This window comes from Sulfurospirillum diekertiae (assembly GCF_011769985.2).
GTDB lineage: Bacteria > Campylobacterota > Campylobacteria > Campylobacterales > Sulfurospirillaceae > Sulfurospirillum > Sulfurospirillum diekertiae.
On sequence record NZ_CP039734.2, the window covers coordinates 1,883,710 to 1,902,903 of the forward strand.

At 42.0% G+C, this 19,194-nt stretch carries 11 protein-coding genes, 5 tRNA genes and 6 rRNA genes; 6 read left to right on the plus strand and 16 right to left on the minus strand.

Translation table 11 applies throughout. The features are described 5' to 3' along the window. Positions 1–224: 224 nt before the first annotated feature. The 5 genes from FA584_RS09645 (at position 225) to FA584_RS09665 (ending at position 2,507) form a co-directional block, all read left to right on the plus strand. Positions 225–527, plus strand: a complete 303-nt coding sequence (locus FA584_RS09645; RefSeq protein WP_167749303.1) for a hypothetical protein — start codon at positions 225–227, stop codon at positions 525–527. After that, positions 524–832, plus strand: coding sequence for a DUF2958 domain-containing protein (locus tag FA584_RS09650; RefSeq protein ID WP_167749304.1), 309 nt, complete (start codon positions 524–526; stop codon positions 830–832). Before FA584_RS09645 ends, FA584_RS09650 begins: the two co-directional genes overlap by 4 nt. Continuing rightward, a complete protein-coding gene (locus FA584_RS09655; protein ID WP_167749305.1) occupies positions 829–1,398 on the plus strand; it encodes a hypothetical protein in 570 nt (189 codons plus the stop codon). Before FA584_RS09650 ends, FA584_RS09655 begins: the two co-directional genes overlap by 4 nt. Then, positions 1,398–1,898, plus strand: coding sequence for a hypothetical protein (locus FA584_RS09660; protein WP_167749306.1), 501 nt, complete (start codon positions 1,398–1,400; stop codon positions 1,896–1,898). The genes FA584_RS09655 and FA584_RS09660 overlap by 1 nt, the downstream gene beginning before the upstream one ends. 69 nt (positions 1,899–1,967) lie before the next feature. Further along, complete coding sequence (locus tag FA584_RS09665) at positions 1,968–2,507, plus strand: antirestriction protein ArdA (RefSeq protein WP_167749307.1); 540 nt, start codon at positions 1,968–1,970, stop codon at positions 2,505–2,507. Between the two features lie 379 nt (positions 2,508–2,886). Here FA584_RS09665 and FA584_RS09670 read toward each other — a convergent pair. Next, positions 2,887–2,963, minus strand: a tRNA-Arg gene (locus FA584_RS09670). Positions 2,964–3,030: 67 nt separating this feature from the next. Here FA584_RS09670 and FA584_RS09675 point away from each other — a divergent pair. Continuing rightward, entirely contained in the window at positions 3,031–3,909 is an 879-nt protein-coding gene (locus FA584_RS09675) for a nucleoside recognition domain-containing protein (RefSeq protein WP_167749308.1), read from the plus strand. Here FA584_RS09675 and FA584_RS09680 read toward each other — a convergent pair. The 15 genes from FA584_RS09680 to FA584_RS09750 all read right to left on the minus strand — a co-directional run bounded on the left by FA584_RS09680 (position 3,902) and on the right by FA584_RS09750 (position 19,012). Beyond that, positions 3,902–4,294, minus strand: coding sequence for a thioredoxin fold domain-containing protein (locus tag FA584_RS09680; protein WP_167749309.1), 393 nt, complete (start codon positions 4,292–4,294; stop codon positions 3,902–3,904). The genes FA584_RS09675 and FA584_RS09680 overlap by 8 nt on opposite strands. Continuing rightward, complete coding sequence (locus FA584_RS09685; protein WP_167749310.1) at positions 4,291–5,181, minus strand: DMT family transporter; 891 nt, start codon at positions 5,179–5,181, stop codon at positions 4,291–4,293. Before FA584_RS09685 ends, FA584_RS09680 begins: the two co-directional genes overlap by 4 nt. A 55-nt stretch (positions 5,182–5,236) precedes the next feature. Then, a 5S ribosomal RNA gene (gene rrf, locus FA584_RS09690) occupies positions 5,237–5,352 on the minus strand. A gap of 135 nt (positions 5,353–5,487) precedes the next feature. Beyond that, positions 5,488–8,395: ribosomal RNA gene (locus FA584_RS09695) — 23S ribosomal RNA — on the minus strand. 223 nt (positions 8,396–8,618) lie between these two features. Next, positions 8,619–8,694, minus strand: a tRNA-Ala gene (locus FA584_RS09700). A 1-nt stretch (position 8,695) separates the two neighbouring features. Further along, a tRNA-Ile gene (locus FA584_RS09705) sits at positions 8,696–8,772 on the minus strand. Between the two features lie 184 nt (positions 8,773–8,956). Beyond that, positions 8,957–10,465: ribosomal RNA gene (locus FA584_RS09710) — 16S ribosomal RNA — on the minus strand. A gap of 594 nt (positions 10,466–11,059) precedes the next feature. After that, a 5S ribosomal RNA gene (gene rrf / locus FA584_RS09715) occupies positions 11,060–11,175 on the minus strand. Between the two features lie 134 nt (positions 11,176–11,309). Then, positions 11,310–14,217: ribosomal RNA gene (locus FA584_RS09720) — 23S ribosomal RNA — on the minus strand. A gap of 222 nt (positions 14,218–14,439) precedes the next feature. Continuing rightward, a tRNA-Ala gene (locus FA584_RS09725) sits at positions 14,440–14,515 on the minus strand. A 132-nt stretch (positions 14,516–14,647) separates the two neighbouring features. Continuing rightward, a tRNA-Ile gene (locus tag FA584_RS09730) sits at positions 14,648–14,724 on the minus strand. 95 nt (positions 14,725–14,819) lie between these two features. Next, positions 14,820–16,319 (minus strand): 16S ribosomal RNA (locus FA584_RS09735). The 16S, 23S and 5S rRNA genes sit together here with 4 tRNA genes alongside, the layout of an rRNA operon. A gap of 252 nt (positions 16,320–16,571) precedes the next feature. After that, positions 16,572–17,243 (minus strand): pilus assembly FimT family protein, encoded by a 672-nt coding sequence (locus FA584_RS09740; protein ID WP_167749311.1) that lies wholly within the window; start codon positions 17,241–17,243, stop codon positions 16,572–16,574. Positions 17,244–17,255: 12 nt separating this feature from the next. Then, a complete protein-coding gene (locus FA584_RS09745; protein ID WP_167749312.1) occupies positions 17,256–18,446 on the minus strand; it encodes an ArnT family glycosyltransferase in 1,191 nt (396 codons plus the stop codon). Continuing rightward, positions 18,443–19,012, minus strand: coding sequence for an aminodeoxychorismate/anthranilate synthase component II (locus FA584_RS09750; RefSeq protein ID WP_167749313.1), 570 nt, complete (start codon positions 19,010–19,012; stop codon positions 18,443–18,445). Before FA584_RS09750 ends, FA584_RS09745 begins: the two co-directional genes overlap by 4 nt. Positions 19,013–19,194: the final 182 nt, after the last annotated feature.

Genomic DNA, 19,194 nt, shown 5'->3' on the forward strand with positions numbered 1-19,194 from the left:
ACATCTCTTTAGTTACATTATTGATAATTGATATCATATTACTTTAAGCAAATAAGCGTATAATTGCTTTGCAATTAATTTGAAATATCCTCCCTCAACATAAAACCTTACCCTCTACAATCAACCTCTTATTGAAAAACCATTTATATTTATCATGAGTAATGTTCAAACCAGTGTGATGAAGAGAAATCTATTTTCTCTATCTCATCATAGGAGCGTGTGCTATGCATGCACAAGATTTAGCGTTGATACCAAAACAGTATCAGAATATGACCTTACAGAAGTATTTGGATGAGCTGTTTGGGTGGTATGAGAAGTTTGAACCAAAAGTTGTAGCAGGTGTTAGAGCACCTACTACGGATATACATTCAAGTACATTTGAACACAGTTTAGCCAAGTATGGCTTAGGACTTAATGATTTAACTTTCAATGAAATCATTCAAGATGATGTTGTTACCATCTTGCAAAGAAGAGGCATTGAGCCAATCAACAACAGTACCTATTGTGGCTTAGGGGGTGTCGTATGAAACTCCTAACCAAAGAGCTTGAAGCCAAACTGCCACCACTGTATTCTAATGATGCTTTAGGTTATGAAGCACACGCCATAGTGAAGTTCTTTACGCCTGATGCTTCATGGACATGGTATGCCACAGAGTATGACGCACAAGAGCGTATATTCTTTGGTTTGGTAGATGGCTTTGAAATGGAACTAGGCTATTTTAGTTTAGATGAACTGCAAAGTATCAAAGGCTCACTTGGTTTAAGCGTTGAGCGAGATATCTATTTCTCTCCCACCAAACTATCAACATTAATGCAAAGGAATACCCTATGAAAACCATTCGCTATCAGTTAGAAAAAGACGTCGAGAGTGCCAATGCAAACAATGTTGATTGGCTTAAAATGAGATTTAAAGAAGTGTTGGAGTCCGATAAGGACTTCACCCGTAAATGTGATTATCTAGGGCTTAGCATCGCTTCTATTGATGATAGGCTACAGAGTATTGACGATGAGATAAAAGAGCTTAGAGCCCTCAAGGATGTGCTTAAAAGTGCCAAAGAAATATCGCTTACACTTGGTGCTCAGATATTTTCTGACTATGGTATTTCAAGACTAGAGGGAACAAGAATTAGCTCTATTACCATCACTAATCCAATACCTTCATCTAAACTCAAACTCACTGTCATTAACGATAAACCACTCATTGAAGCAGGATTTTATAAAAAGGTTATCGATACAGATGCCTTACTAGAATCTTACAAGGCGGGCGATTATGTGGAATTGATAAGTCAGTATTGCACCATCGAGATGATAAAAGAATCTCAAGCCAAGAAACTGAAAATCAATAAGCGTAGAACCACTATAACAGACCTAGATGATACGTTACTGGAGGTAGCCTAATGGGAAAAGTAAGTGAACACTATCGCCAACAACAAGAAACGGCTCAAGCAGAGATTTTAGAAATCGATTACAAAACAGGAGAGATTATTCTCTCCGCCGATGCAAAAGATACAGAGCTTATCAAGACCACTAAAGTTAAAGCGTTTAACTTATTGGCTCGAACAGACTTTGTTCAAATCAATGGTGTATGGGAAGCCAAAAGAGATGCTTTAATTAAAATACTCTCAAGTTTACCACTAAGCTACAGTTGGCATATTAAAGAAGCAGAAATGACAACAGCTTATTCAAAAATACTAGGTGTGCTTACTATCACAACTGGTTCACTCTCAAGGCAAGCAGAATCGTTTGGTATTTGTGAGCTTAGTGAGCTCAAGGGAAATGGTGGCATGCATTTTATGAATGCAAGAGCAGAAACAAGAGCACTTAAGCGAGCGATTGAGACTTTGTTTGGTTCAGTGATAAACTACTTTGTAGTGACTTACATGGATAAGGCAGCGTAACGACTTCATAAGCCATTGGAAACTCTCCAGTGGCTCTACAATCAATAACAAAATCAAAAAGGATATCTAATGCTAGAAATATTTATAACAGACCTATGTGCCTACAATAATGGTTTTTTAATAGGCAAATGGATCACTTTGCCCCTAAGTGGTAAAGAGCTTTATATGGCAATCAGTGAAGTTCTAAGTGAAGGCGAATACGCTTGTAAGTCAGACTCAACCCATGAAGAAATCTTTATTACCGATTATTCGTGGAAAGGTAAAAGTATCTTTGATGTCGAAGAATACGATAGTCCTTGGGACTTAAATGACGATGTTGGCAAACTCTTTGAACTAAGTGTTGCTCAACAAAAAGCAGTAGCTTTTCTCTTGAGTGAACAATTTACTTATGACATGGACGATGCTATCCAAAGAAGTGATGATGTCATTATCCATGAAAACCAAACACTTGAAGATGTAGCGTATTGTCTGCTTCAAGAATGTTATGAACTTGATAAATTGCCACCGATTATTGCCAATCATATTGACTATGAAGGAGTGGCGAGGGAGCTTGATTATGATGGGAATTATTTTGAAGTGGATGGTGATGTGTTTGAGTATTGTGGGTAAAGGTAAGGTGTCATCTAGCGATTGATGGCACCTTAACATCTTAAAATTCAACTTAGGTATACCACACAAAGCAACCATGTCGACCAAACGAGGTGTAACACGACTTGGGTTCTTCATCAAGACACCTATGGCTAAAGAGTTTATTGTTAATTCTTATGTGGTATATAGCATGAAGACACCTTTAGTCTTTACCTATACAAAAGGTAACTAAATACCTCCGGTGTATTTGGCAAATCTCTACACGAATCCATACACAAACTTGATAAAAACTTGACTTTTTAGGGTGATATAGCTATAGTTCGGGCATTAATTGAATATTGTCTCTAAGATGTAGTATGTGTGTTAAGTGCCTATTTAAGGGGTTTCATTTTAAACGAAGTGGTGCGCCCGAAGGAATTCGAATCCCTGACCTCCGGTACCGCAAACCGATGCTCTATCCAGCTGAGCTACGAGCGCACATATTTGTTTGAGGTCGGTATTATATCTTAGCTAAGATAAATTAAGTATTAAAAAAAGGGCCAAAATGTCATTTAGTCTACAAAGATCACTTCAAACATCATTAAAAAGTTCTTGGACGATTTTGAAGCTCATTGTACCTATTTACATTTTGGCAGATATCCTCTTCTATTACAATCTTCTTTCGTATATTACCTTTATTTTTAAACCACTGGTCGCACTTTTAGGACTCCCTCAGGAAACCGCTCTTTCCATTGTGAGTGGACTTTTTCTCAATCTTTATGCAGCTATTGCCTTTGCAGCACCTCTAGGACTTAGCCCAAAAGAATGGACTGTCCTAGCCGTCTTTTTAGGTATAGCACATGCCCTTATTGTCGAAACAGAAATTATGAAACGATTAGGTATTTCAAGAGTATATTCCATTCTTTTAAGGCTTTGTGCTGGATTACTGGTAGGAGGATTAACCTCAAAACTTCCTCAGAGTTGGTTTTCTAATGAACTAAGCCAAGAAGCGATGGTACCATCACACCCTTTGTATCATTCGCTCAGTGATCTGTTACAAAATTCTTTGTATGAATCACTTTCGCTATCACTAAAAGTTATTCTACTGGTTACGACACTTATTTTCGTTCTTGACTTCATTAAATCACTTCACATGATTGAAAAACACTCGCAAAAAGTGAATAGTGGTTTTTCAATTTTGGTCGGTGTAATTTTAGGAATCACTTATGGTGCTGGTATATTAATTGCAGAATATGAAAAAGGGATTTTACAAAAACGAGAAATTTTATTTATTGGTACCTATTTAATGATCTGTCATGCAATTATTGAAGATACGCTCCTTTTTGTTATCTTTGGAGCCAATCTATGGATTATGGTAGGCTTACGCCTCACGTTTGCAACCCTTATCGCTTATCTTGTTTTAAAATATACAAAAATTACTTAAATTCTTGCTCATAGACTTCATCTAGAAGCTCAATAAAACTCACAGGTTCAATGTATCCAGCAAAATCATCTATAATTTTAAGATCTTTTGGCGATAAGATCAAATTGGTAGGAAAATACTTTACATGTAAGGCTTGAGGTAACTCGGGATTTTCTCGATTGATAGTTACATGTAAATATTTTTTTTCAATCTGATTACGATATAGTGCATTTTCAAAGACATCTTTTTCCATTTTAATACAATAAGGGCAAAACTCTTTTGTCACACTTAGTAAAATTAATTTTTTTTCGTTAAGTGCCTTTTTACGTTCAGCTTCCAAAAAATCAGCGTGCAATGAGAGTGTGCCTAATAGAAATATGATTAAAACACAAATCCATTTTTTCATCTGTCAACCTTCTTAACTCTTTGTTGTAATAATAAGCCTATTATAATAAAAATCAAACCTATATATGTTGAAAAAAGAATCACTTCTCCAACAAAAATAGAAATAAACACTAAAGACAAAAAAGGAGAAATAAAAATAAGATTTGCAATTTTTGCTGTATTGGTACTCAGCTTCATCGCTTGTAGCCATAAAATAAACGTAATACCCATCTCAAAAATACCGACATATGCCGAGCCTAAAAAACCATGGATATTAAACACCAAAGGATGAGACGTGATAAGAGCGTAAAATAAAATTGCAGGGACACCAAAAAGAAAATTGATAAAAAGACCTACCAGCGGATCTACATGTAACTTGGTATTATAAATCCAATACAATGACCATAAGACTGTTGAAAAAAGAGCTAGAAAAACACCTGTAAGACTATAAAAAGAGAAACCCCAGAGATCACCATGTGTCGAAATAATGAGAACACCAAAATAGCAAATAAGCCCTGCTAGAAAGTCATAAACACTTATTTTTTGTTTTAAAATAAAAACAGAGAGATAGGTTAACGTTAATGCCCATGTATAATTGATAGGCTGAGCCTCTTGTGCAGGCAATAGCTCATACGCATGAAACAAGACTAAATAGTAGATAAACGGGTTTATAAGCCCCAACAAAGCAAGTTTAAAATAGGTTTTTTTTGAATATAAAAATAAAATATAAAATTTGCGTTGATATCCCATCGCACAGGAAAATACACATAAGGAAAAAAAAGAGGCATAAAGAAGAAGGTTTAAGGCATCAAAATAGGCTAAGGATAATTTAAAAGCACTTGCAACCGTAGACCACAGTAAAACAGCAGAAATGGCAAAGAAATAAGCTTTTGATTGATTTTTTTTCAAGGGATAGCGCCTTTGAATAAGACGAGATGATGAGTTGTAAAAGGAAGAATCACGGAACTGGCAGCGACCTACGTTTCCATCCCAGTAAGGGAAAGTATTATCGGCGATGAAGAGCTTAGCTTCCTGGTTCGAAATGGGACAGGGCGTTTCCTCTTCTCTATAGCCACCAGAATCGTGAATTAAATCTATGTCGCATTATAGCGAAATAGGCTTAATTCACCATTCTTCAGGTGATTTTAGTATTGTCTAGTCAACAAAGCGCTTTACACTTAATAAGGAAGTGAAATAGCATTATCATACGTTATAATATGTAAGCCAAACGACCTATTAGTACTGGTCAGCTAAAGGGCTCTCACCCATTACACACCCAGCCTATCAAACATGTAGTCTTCATGAGGTCTTCAGGGAAAGTTAATCTTGGAGTTGGCTTCCCGCTTAGATGCTTTCAGCGGTTATCACATCCGAACATAGCTACCGGGCGATGCTCTTGGCAGAACAACCCGTACACCAGTGGTTCGTTCAACCCGGTCCTCTCGTACTAGGGTTAACTCTCCTCAACTTTCCTACGCCCACGGCAGATAGGGACCGAACTGTCTCACGACGTTCTGAACCCAGCTCGCGTACCGCTTTAAATGGCGAACAGCCATACCCTTGGGACCTGCTCCAGCCCCAGGATGCGATGAGCCGACATCGAGGTGCCAAACCTCCCCGTCGATGTGAGCTCTTGGGGGAGATCAGCCTGTTATCCCCGGGGTACCTTTTATCCTTTGAGCGATGGCCCTTCCACACAGAACCACCGGATCACTATGACCGACTTTCGTCTCTGCTCGACGTGTATGTCTCACAGTCAAGCTGGCTTGTACCATTATACTCTGCGAACGATTTCCAACCGTTCTGAGCCAACCTTTGTAAGCCTCCGTTACTTTTTAGGAGGCGACCGCCCCAGTCAAACTACCCACCAGACATTGTCCTGAACATAGATAATATGTCCCAGTTAGCTATCAGAATAAAGAAGAGTGGTATCTCAACAATGGCTCAGATGCAACTGGCGTCACATCCTCAAAGCCTCCCACCTATCCTGCACATCTTTATCCCAACAGCAGTGTCAAGCTATAGTAAAGGTCCACGGGGTCTTTCCGTCTTGCCGCGGGTAGGAGGAATTTTCACCTCCACTACAATTTCACTGGATTCCTGGTCGAGACAGCTCCCATCTCGTTACGCCATTCATGCAGGTCGATATTTAATCGACAAGGAATTTCGCTACCTTAGGACCGTTATAGTTACGGCCGCCGTTTACTGGGGCTTCGATCAATGGCTTCGCTTGCGCTAACCACATCAATTAACCTTCCAGCACCGGGCAGGCGTCACACCCTATACATCCTCTTACGAGTTAGCAGAGTGCTGTGTTTTTGGTAAACAGTCGGGAGGGACTCTTTGTTGCAACCTTTTCCGCTTTTTGGAGCAAGTCCATATACAGAAGGAGGCACACCTTATACCGAAGATACGGTGCTATTTTGCAGAGTTCCTTAACCAGGTTTCTTCCACGCGCCTTAGAATACTCATCTCACCCACCTGTGTCGGTTTACGGTACGAGCAATTACAGATATACTTAGAAACTTTTCTTGGCTCGACGGCATCAACGATTCACCATCCACTCCGAAGAGCATCAAGTGCCTGTCAGGTCTCGAATAAAGATACGGATTTGCCTGTATCTAATCTACCCTTCGAACAACTATTCCATCAGTTGCCTCGTTTAGCCCTAAGCGTCCTTCCATCGCGCTCTATAATTGGTGTTGGAATATTAACCAACTTTCCATCGTCTACCCCTTTCGGACTCGACTTAGGTCCCGACTAACCCTACGATGACGAACATCGCGTAGGAAACCTTGGGTTTTCGGCGAACAGGATTCTCACCTGTTTTATCGCTACTCATGCCTGCATACTCACTTCTAGCCGCTCCAGCGCTCCTTACCGGTACACCTTCAATGCTGACTAGAACGCTCTCCTACCACTCTATTAAAAATAGAATCTACAGCTTCGGTGGATAACTTTAGCCCCGTTATATTTTCCGCGCAGAATCGCTAGACCAGTGAGCTGTTACGCTTTCTTTAAAGGATGGCTGCTTCTAAGCCAACCTCCTGGTTGTTTGAGCAACTCCACATCGTTTTCCACTGAGTTATCACTTTGGGACCTTAGCTGGTAGTCTGGGTTGTTCCCCTCTTGACGACGCATTTTATCACCCGCCGCCTGACTGCCATGATTACATATACGGTATTCGGAGTTTGACAGGGTTTGGTACCTTGGTATAGGCCCTAGCCCAATCAGTGCTCTACCCCCGTATACTACAACATGACGCTATACCTAAATATATTTCGGAGAGAACCAGCTATCACGAAGTTTGATTGGCCTTTCACCCCTATCCACAAGTCATCCCGAGACTTTTCAACGTCAATGAGTTCGGTCCTCCACTAGCTCTTACACCAGCTTCAACCTGCTCATGGATAGATCACTTCGCTTCGGGTCTGCAGCATCTGACTAATTCGCCCTATTAAGACTCGCTTTCGCTACGGCTCCGAGTTTTCTTAACCTCGCCAGATACCACAACTCGCAGGCTCATTATGCAAAAGGCAGTCCATCACCCTGATAAATCATAGGGCTCTGAATGATTGTAAGCAAATGGTTTCAGGTTCTATTTCACTCCCCTCACTGGGGTTCTTTTCACCTTTCCCTCACGGTACTGGTTCACTATCGGTCTGTAAGTAGTATTTAGGGTTGGGAGGTGGTCCTCCCGGCTTCAGACAGAATACCACGTGTTCCGCCCTACTCAGGATACTGCTAAGATGAATCTAGATTTCGTATATGGGACTATCACCCGCTATGGTTAACCTTTCCAGGTTACTCTACTACCTATCATCATTCTACAACGCAGTCCTACAACCCCAGATGCAAGCATCTGGTTTGCCCTCTTCCAAGTTCGCTCGCCGCTACTATCGGAATCTCTATTTGATTTCTCTTCCTCTGGCTACTGAGATGTTTCACTTCACCAGGTTCGCTCCCCGCAGGGTAACTGACATTCCTGTCAGTTGGGTTGCCCCATTCGGATATTTGCGGATCAAAGCTTCTTGACAGCTCCCCGCAACTTTTCGCAGTCTAGTACGTCCTTCATCGCCTCTTACAGCCTAGGCATCCACCATTCGCTCTTAATAGCTTACCTATTCGTATTCTAATGCACATTTCACTCCCTTATTAAATGTAAACCATCTAACAAGTTGTAAATTGTTTTTTTGCGTTTTGTTGACTTTGACAATAATAAATTAAATAACATTTAGACTAAAAAGTCTAATATAAAAACAACCACAATTGTTCTTATATTAGACGTTGTGTCCTCATTTTCACTAACAATGTCTTGATACAATCTTTCACCATTTTTGATAAAATGGTGGAGAATAGCGGGATCGAACCGCTGACCTCCTGCGTGCAAAGCAGGCGCTCTCCCAGCTGAGCTAATTCCCCATGGTGGGCTTAAGAGGACTCGAACCTCTGACCTTACCCTTATCAGGGGTACGCTCTAACCACCTGAGCTATAAGCCCCTCTATCTCTTACAACGCTCAAGAAGCTAAACTCCTTTACCTACGCTAACCGCTAAGGTACTAAAGCCAGCTGACGTTGTCAGCAGAATCTTTTCTTGTCTTCATTCAATCTCTCAAAACTAAATAAGCTTCCCTAGCTGTGCTCGCCGGAGCACCATTGTGAGATAGTGCCCCAATACTCTAGAAAGGAGGTGATCCAACCGCAGGTTCTCCTACGGTTACCTTGTTACGACTTCACCCCAGTCGCTGAACCCACCGTGGTCGGTAACTAGTTTAGTATTCCGGCTTCGGGTGAATTCAACTCCCATGGTGTGACGGGCGGTGAGTACAAGACCCGGGAACGTATTCACCGTAGCATATCTGATCTACGATTACTAGCGATTCCAGCTTCATGGAGTCGAGTTGCAGACTCCAATCCGAACTGAGACTAGGTTTTAAGATTTGCTCCACTTCGCAGTATCGCGTCTCTTTGTCCTAGCCATTGTAGCACGTGTGTAGCCCTGGCCATAAGGGCCATGATGACTTGACGTCGTCCTCACCTTCCTCCTCCTTACGAAGGCAGTCTGATTAGAGTGCTCAGCCGAACTGTTAGCAACTAATCACGAGGGTTGCGCTCGTTGCGGGACTTAACCCAACATCTCACGACACGAGCTGACGACAGCCGTGCAGCACCTGTCTCTAAGTTCTAGTAAACTAGCACTCCCACATCTCTGCAGGATTCTTAGGATATCAAGGCCAGGTAAGGTTCTTCGTGTATCTTCGAATTAAACCACATGCTCCACCGCTTGTGCGGGTCCCCGTCTATTCCTTTGAGTTTTAATCTTGCGACCGTACTCCCCAGGCGGCACACTTAATCTGTTAAGTGCATTACTGCAATGACTAGCATCGCAACAACTAGTGTGCATCGTTTAGGGCGTGGACTACCAGGGTATCTAATCCTGTTTGCTCCCCACGCTTTCATGCCTCAGCGTCAATAATGTTCCAGTAGATCGCCTTCGCAATCGGTATTCCTGGTGATATCTACGGATTTTACCCCTACACCACCAATTCCATCTACCTCTCCCATATTCTAGGTGACCAGTTTCGAGAGCAGTTCAACGGTTGAGCCGTTGGATTTCACTCTCGACTTGATCTCCAGCCTACGCATCCTTTACGCCCAGTGATTCCGAGTAACGCTTGCACCCTCCGTATTACCGCGGCTGCTGGCACGGAGTTAGCCGGTGCTTATTCATAAGGTACCGTCATTATCTTCCCTTATAAAAGGAGTTTACACACCGAAATGCGTCATCCTCCACGCGGCGTTGCTGCATCAGAGTTTCCTCCATTGTGCAATATTCCCCACTGCTGCCTCCCGTAGGAGTCTGGACCGTGTCTCAGTTCCAGTGTGCCTGATCATCCTCTCAGACCAGGTAGGCGTCATTGCCTTGGTAGGCCGTTACCCCACCAACTAGCTGATACCATAAAGCCCCATCCTTTAGCGATAAATCTTTCCCAACTTATCTTACGATAAGTTGGAGTATGGGGTATTAGCAGCCGTTTCCAACTGTTGTCCCCCACTAAAGGGCAGGTTAGCTATACATTACTCACCCGTGCGCCACTAACGAAATAAGCAAGCTTATTTCATCCGTTCGACTTGCATGTGTTAAGCACGCCGCCAGCGTTCACTCTGAGCCAGGATCAAACTCTCCATAAAATTTTTATGAAGTGTTCTTCATTTGACTTAAAGTATCTCTTTTTTTAATAAAGAGTTGATAATCTCTTTTTTCGCGTCACTGACTAAGGTCGCTTATTTAGATTTCAAAGATTGAATTTGACATTGTTAAAATGGTAATGAACGTGAAGCTTATCCCCTACTTTGGGTACTTCTCTTTAACCCCGCTTTCTCAAACGAGGACGAAATTATATATCCTTACACCTTACAAAGACATTAAATATATCTCACCATTAAAAGAAATTAGTTCTGTGCTGATATATATGTATATCCTGTCTCTTGCTTCATTGTTATTACAATTAGAAGACTGACAATGTATAGAAGAATTTGATAAGAAAAAAGAAAAATTTGAATTTAAAGTAGAAAAGCTACGCTTATTAAACATGATAAAAATACACTTTATTTTTTTAGGCAAGTAAAAAGCTACGAGAGATAAAGAAGTGTAAAAAGATAAGGAGAGATCATATAATTATTTATTATCAGACAATGATAAAGCTTTATATTGAGAATAATCAGAGGGATACCGCTTTTGAATAAGACGAGATAAAAGATGAGTTGTAAAAGGAAGAATCACGGAACTGGCAGCGACCTACGTTTCCATCCCAGTAAGGGAAAGTATTATCGGCGATGAAGAGCTTAGCTTCCTGGTTCGAAATGGGACAGGGCGTTTCCTCTTCTCTATAGCCACCAGAATCGTGAATTAAATCTATGTCGTATTATAGCGAAATAGGCTTAATTCACCATTCTTCAGGTGATTTTAGTATTGTCTAGTCAACAAAGCGCTTTACACTTAATAAGGAAGTGAATAGCATTATCATACGTTATAATATGTAAGCCAAACGACCTATTAGTACTGGTCAGCTAAAGGGCTCTCACCCATTACACACCCAGCCTATCAAAACATGTAGTCTTCATGAGGTCTTCAGGGAAAGTTAATCTTGGAGTGGCTTCCCGCTTAGATGCTTTCAGCGGTATCACATCCGAACATAGCTACCGGGCGATGCTCTTGGCAGAACAACCCGTACACCAGTGGTTCGTTCAACCGGTCCTCTCGTACTAGGGTTAACTCTCCTCAACTTTCCTACGCCCACGGCAGATAGGGACCGAACTGTCTCACGACGTTCTGAACCCAGCTCGCGTACCGCTTTAAATGGCGAACAGCCATACCCTTGGGACCTGCTCCAGCCCCAGGATGCGATGAGCCGACATCGAGGTGCCAAACCTCCCCGTCGATGTGAGCTCTTGGGGGAGATCAGCCTGTTATCCCCGGGGTACCTTTTATCCTTTTGAGCGATGGCCCTTCCACACAGAACCACCGGATCACTATGACCGACTTTCGTCTCTGCTCGACGTGTATGTCTCACAGTCAAGCTGGCTTGTACCATTATACTCTGCGAACGATTTCCAACCGTTCTGAGCCAACCTTTGTAAGCCTCCGTTACTTTTTAGGAGGCGACCGCCCCAGTCAAACTACCCCACCAGACATTGTCCTGAACATAGATAATATGTCCCAGTTAGCTATCAGAATAAAGAAGAGTGGTATCTCAACAATGGCTCAAGTACAACTGGCGTCATACTCTCAAAGCCTCCCACCTATCCTGCACATCTTTATCCCAACAGCAGTGTCAAGCTATAGTAAAGGTCCACGGGGTCTTTCCGTCTTGCCGCGGGTAGGAGGAATTTTCACCTCCACTACAATTTCACTGGATTCCTGGTCGAGACAGCTCCCATCTCGTTACGCCATTCATGCAGGTCGATATTTAATCGACAAGGAATTTCGCTACCTTAGGACCGTTATAGTTACGGCCGCCGTTTACTGGGGCTTCGATCAATGGCTTCGCTTGCGCTAACCACATCAATTAACCTTCCAGCACCGGGCAGGCGTCACACCTATACATCCTCTTACGAGTTAGCAGAGTGCTGTGTTTTTGGTAAACAGTCGGGAGGGACTCTTTGTTGCAACCTTTTCCGCCTTTTGGAGCAAGTCCATATACAGAAGGAGGCACACCTTATACCGAAGATACGGTGCTATTTTGCAGAGTTCCTTAACCAGGTTTCTTCCACGCGCCTTAGAATACTCATCTCACCCACCTGTGTCGGTTTACGGTACGAGCAATTACAGATATACTTAGAAACTTTTCTTGGCTCGACGGCATCAACGATTCACCATCCACTCCGAAGAGCATCAAGTGCCTGTCAGGTCTCGAATAAAAGATTACGGATTTGCCTGTAATCTAATCTACACCCTTCGAACAACTATTCCATCAGTTGCCTCGTTTAGCCCTAAGCGTCCTTCCATCGCGCTCTATAATTGGTGTTGGAATATTAACCAACTTTCCATCGTCTACCCCTTTCGGACTCGACTTAGGTCCCGACTAACCCTACGATGACGAACATCGCGTAGGAAACCTTGGGTTTTCGGCGAACGGGATTCTCACCCGTTTTATCGCTACTCATGCCTGCATACTCACTTCTAGCCGCTCCAGCGCTCCTTACCGGTACACCTTCAATGCTGACTAGAACGCTCTCCTACCACTCTATTAAAAATAGAATCTACAGCTTCGGTGGATAACTTTAGCCCCGTTATATTTTCCGCGCAGAATCGCTAGACCAGTGAGCTGTTACGCTTTCTTTAAAGGATGGCTGCTTCTAAGCCAACCTCCTGGTTGTTTGAGCAACTCCACATCGTTTTCCACTGAGTTATCACTTTGGGACCTTAGCTGGTAGTCTGGGTTGTTCCCCTCTTGACGACGCATTTTATCACCCGCCGCCTGACTGCCATGATTACATATACGGTATTCGGAGTTTGACAGGGTTTGGTACCTTGGTATAGGCCCTAGCCCAATCAGTGCTCTACCCCCGTATACTACAACATGACGCTATACCTAAATATATTTCGGAGAGAACCAGCTATCACGAAGTTTGATTGGCCTTTCACCCCTATCCACAAGTCATCCCGAGACTTTTCAACGTCAATGAGTTCGGTCCTCCACTAGCTCTTACACCAGCTTCAACCTGCTCATGGATAGATCACTTCGCTTCGGGTCTGCAGCATCTGACTAATTCGCCCTATTAAGACTCGCTTTCGCTACGGCTCCGAGTTTTCTTAACCTCGCCAGATACCACAACTCGCAGGCTCATTATGCAAAAGGCAGTCCATCACCCTGATAAATCATAGGGCTCTGAATGATTGTAAGCAAATGGTTTCAGGTTCTATTTCACTCCCCTCACTGGGGTTCTTTTCACCTTTCCCTCACGGTACTGGTTCACTATCGGTCTGTAAGTAGTATTTAGGGTTGGGAGGTGGTCCTCCCGGCTTCAGACAGAATACCACGTGTTCCGCCCTACTCAGGATACTGCTAAGATGAATCTAGATTTCGTATATGGGACTATCACCCGCTATGGTTAACCTTTCCAGGTTACTCTACTACCTATCATCATTCTAAACGCAGTCCTACAACCCCAGATGCAAGCATCTGGTTTGCCCTCTTCCAAGTTCGCTCGCCGCTACTATCGGAATCTCTATTTGATTTCTCTTCCTCTGGCTACTGAGATGTTTCACTTCACCAGGTTCGCTCCCCGCAGGGTAACTGACATTCCTGTCAGTTGGGTTGCCCCATTCGGATTTGCGGATCAAAGCTTCTTGACAGCTCCCGCAACTTATCGCAGTCTAGTACGTCCTTCATCGCCTCTTACAGCCTAGGCATCCACCATTCGCTCTTAATAGCTTACCTATTGTATTCTAATGCACATTTCACTCCCTTATTAAATGTAAACCATCTAACAAGTTGTAAATTGTTTTTTTGCGTTTTGTTGACTTTGACAATAATAAATTAAATAACATTTAGACTAAAAAGTCTAATATAAAAACAACCACAATTGTTCTTATATTAGACGTTGTGTCCTCATTTTCACTAACAATGTCTTGATACAATCTTTCACCATTTTTGATAAAATGGTGGAGAATAGCGGGATCGAACCGCTGACCTCCTGCGTGCAAAGCAGGCGCTCTCCCAGCTGAGCTAATTCCCCATGGCTGGCCTGATGACGCAGTTATTTTCTGCAGAGACAAGGCAGTTTTTTAAATGGTGCAGGAGCGTACATTAAGTACGTGACTAAACCATTTAAAAAACTAACACAGGCTATGCGAAAAAGAACAAGTCATGGTGGGCTTAAGAGGACTCGAACCTCTGACCTTACCCTTATCAGGGGTACGCTCTAACCACCTGAGCTATAAGCCCGTTTCGTTGTCTTCATTCAATCTCTCAAAACTAAATAAGCTTCCCTAGCTGTGCTCGCCGGAGCACCATTGTGAGATAGTGCCCCAATACTCTAGAAAGGAGGTGATCCAACCGCAGGTTCTCCTACGGTTACCTTGTTACGACTTCACCCCAGTCGCTGAACCCACCGTGGTCGGTAACTAGTTTAGTATTCCGGCTTCGGGTGAATTCAACTCCCATGGTGTGACGGGCGGTGAGTACAAGACCCGGGAACGTATTCACCGTAGCATATCTGATCTACGATTACTAGCGATTCCAGCTTCATGGAGTCGAGTTGCAGACTCCAATCCGAACTGAGACTAGGTTTTAAGATTTGCTCCACTTCGCAGTATCGCGTCTCTTTGTCCTAGCCATTGTAGCACGTGTGTAGCCCTGGCCATAAGGGCCATGATGACTTGACGTCCTCACCTTCCTCCTCCTTACGAAGGCAGTCTGATTAGAGTGCTCAGCCGAACTGTTAGCAACTAATCACGAGGGTTGCGCTCGTTGCGGGACTTAACCCAACATCTCACGACACGAGCTGACGACAGCCGTGCAGCACCTGTCTCTAAGTTCTAGTAAACTAGCACTCCCATCTCTACAGGATTCTTAGGATATCAAGGCCAGGTAAGGTTCTTCGTGTATCTTCGAATTAAACCACATGCTCCACCGCTTGTGCGGGTCCCCGTCTATTCCTTTGAGTTTTAATCTTGCGACCGTACTCCCCAGGCGGCACACTTAATCTGTTAAGTGCATTACTGCAATGACTAGCATCGCAACAACTAGTGTGCATCGTTTAGGGCGTGGACTACCAGGGTATCTAATCCTGTTTGCTCCCCACGCTTTCATGCCTCAGCGTCAATAATGTTCCAGTAGATCGCCTTCGCAATCGGTATTCCTGGTGATATCTACGGATTTTACCCCTACACCACCAATTCCATCTACCTCTCCCATATTCTAGGTGACCAGTTTCGAGAGCAGTTCAACGGTTAAGCCGTTGGATTTCACTCTCGACTTGATTCCAGCCTACGCATCCTTTACGCCCAGTGATTCCGAGTAACGCTTGCACCCTCCGTATTACCGCGGCTGCTGGCACGGAGTTAGCCGGTGCTTATTCATAAGGTACCGTCATTATTTCCCTTATAAAAGGAGTTTACACACCGAAATGCGTCATCCTCCACGCGGCGTTGCTGCATCAGAGTTTCCCCATTGTGCAATATTCCCACTGCTGCCTCCCGTAGGAGTCTGGACCGTGTCTCAGTTCCAGTGTGCCTGATCATCCTCTCAGACCAGGTAGGCGTCATTGCCTTGGTAGGCCGTTACCCCACCAACTAGCTGATACCATAAAGCCCCATCCTTTAGCGATAAATCTTTCCCAACTTATCTTACGATAAGCTGGAGTATGGGGTATTAGCAGCCGTTTCCAACTGTTGTCCCCCACTAAAGGGCAGGTTAGCTATACATTACTCACCCGTGCGCCACTAACAAAATAAGCAAGCTTATTTCATCCGTTCGACTTGCATGTGTTAAGCACGCCGCCAGCGTTCACTCTGAGCCAGGATCAAACTCTCCATAAAATTTTTATGAAGTGTTCTTCATTTGACTTAAAGTATCTCTTTTTTTAATAAAGAGTTGATAATCTCTTTTTTCGCGTCACTGACTAAGGTCGCTTATTTAGATTTCAAAGATTGAATTTGACATTGTTAAAATGGTAATGAACGTGAAGCTTATCCCCTACTTTGGGTACTTCTCTTTAACCCCGCTTTCTCAAACGAGGACGAAATTATATATCCTTACACCTTAAAACTATGTTAAAGAAATTAAGAGGTTTATAGAATGTGTGTGTAGCCTGTTTCAGCTTCTATTGCAATACTGACTTTTTGAGCAGAGCCATCAGTACAATCTTTATCACACAAAGTGATTTTACATTGTGTCGTTAAAAGTTTATGCCACCCTGTTGCAGGTAGTTCATATGGGTTTGTGGACAAAGAATTCATAGGTCTTCCTAAATAATCAAAGTGTATATATTTAACGTTAGATCTACAACCACCACTAAAAGTTATATCTTTAATTCCATATTTATGACCAATATTTAATTCTTTAGTAGCACTTTGATCACTATAATGAATTATATTAGTTCCACTTGTCCCCCCTGTTAAATATTGGCTTGAATTAAGTGGATTGACTGCTACTTCACCCATATCTGGATTTCCTGTATGCCCTGCTTTCCAATCAGAGAAAATTGTATATGCCCATTGATCATCGCTTCCGGTATTATTCGAAAAATATAATTGCCATCTCCCTAATGCCCAACTTGCATCCGTCAAACTAAACTTGTCATCCATCATCGCCAAATGTTGTGTATAGCGAATATGACTCACCAATTGATCGGCAGCTTCGCGTAGAGGATTGCGTTGAAAACCTGTCGAAACAAAATAAGATAAAATGCCTACGACAACTATCACAAACACCAATTCAAGCATCGTAAACGCTTTTTTCATTTTATCCTCTTTTTAATTTATACGATAAAGATAAAACGTTCTCACTGTTTTACCATAATAAGCAATATCGATCTGCTCAAACCCTTCTTCTATCTCTTTTTGATTCATAAGTTTATACGCTCCACCTCGTTCTATGTTGTAAAATTTAAGTCTGAGTGCCATTTTATCATCTTTTGTGATAACTTTATGGATGTCTCTTGCTTTCAACTCATTGGCTAGTTCTCTTGCAATATTATAGTTAATTGCAAAATGTTTAGAGGGCTCATTCATAAAAGCATACAATGGTTTATTGAAAAAACTAAGCATTGTGTTGATAAACAGTGTTATGAGCACTAAGATAAAGAAAAATGTATGCAATTTACGAAAAGCAGGAAGTCTTACGCGATAGCTATTGAAAAAGACTTTCACCATCAAAGGGACAGAGAGTACAACAAAAGGAGCAAAATCTTCAAGCAAAAGCTTCTGGCGCAACGAAAGAAGCAGTGAAACGACTAATGAGAAGAAAGAGATATACCATAGAAGATTTTTTTCTTCTTTAATTAAAATGCGGTACATTGCATAGACAAAATATAAGAAAAGTAATGGAGAAAATACAATTGCATACACACCTAATGTGTCTATAAAATAGCCCCTAGGTTTTCCACCTGTATCAAATCCATACAGATACATAGAAGCACTAAATAAAATCAGTGTCACAATAAGCAGATCTGTTTTGCGTTTCATCAGAGCATACACAAACAATGCAATGTAAAAAATAGCAAAGGAATTATCAACAAAAAGACATATGATCAGCACAATATGAGAAGCTACTTTCCATTCTTTAAGATAGAGATACGTAAATAAAAGGCTGAAGAAGATGACGACAATACCACTGTTAACTAAAAGCGCTACGCCATTAACCCCTGGCAAAAAAGCATAAATGGCAACCGAAACGATACGATCAATTCGTTTTTTTAAAAAAAGTTTGCCAATCTTATACAGTAAAATAATGGAAGTTAAATGTAAAAGGATAAAAGGCAAACGAAGCGCAAAATCATTTTGTCCTAAAAGCTGTGTCGAATATACTGCAAGATAATGAACGAGGTCATTGCCATTAAAAAAAGTATACGCCTCATCGTAGCTAATGGAAATGCTCTGCGCACCATAGGTGAGTAATGCACTACTGATAACAAGGATAAGAAGTAAAAAAAGTCTTTCTCTCATAGTTTTAAGAAGTTGTTTAAAATGGCATGTCCGTGTTCACTTAAAATGGATTCTGGGTGAAACTGTACGCCATAGATTTGTTTGTCTTTTATTTGCAGTGCCATAATTTCATGGTCGTCCGTACTGTACGCCGTGGGAACAACTACATCGGGAAGCCCTTCTTGTTCAACCGTTAGAGAATGATAACGCGTTGTTGTAAAGGTTTCAGGCAGACCATCAAACAGACAGCTGTTGTGAAGTTGTTTTGTAATAGACGTTTTCCCGTGCATCATGCGCTTCGCACGCACCACTTTTCCACCAAAAGCTTGTCCAATCGCTTGATGTCCTAAGCAAATACCTAAAATGGGGATTTTCCCACCAAAATATTTAATCACCTCAAGGCTAACACCCGCTTCATTAGGTGTTGCAGGACCTGGAGAAATAATAATTTTTTCGGGATGCAATGCTTCAATCTCTTCAACACTCAGCTCATCATTGCGAATCACTTTAAGATCAGCGCCTAGTTCTAAGCAATACTGAACGATGTTGTACGTAAAACTATCGTAATTGTCTATCATCAATACCATGTTTCTTTTTTCCCTCAAAAGCCCCTATTTTAGAGGTTTTTTTCTCACTCACATTTTTGGATTTCTCAGATTTCTACCCTATTTCTACCCTAAATGCTATATGCGATAAATATTGTATCAATTTTTGTGTTGTTTTTTAATTAATAGTTAGATTTTACAAAGATCAAAAAAAAGCGATAGGA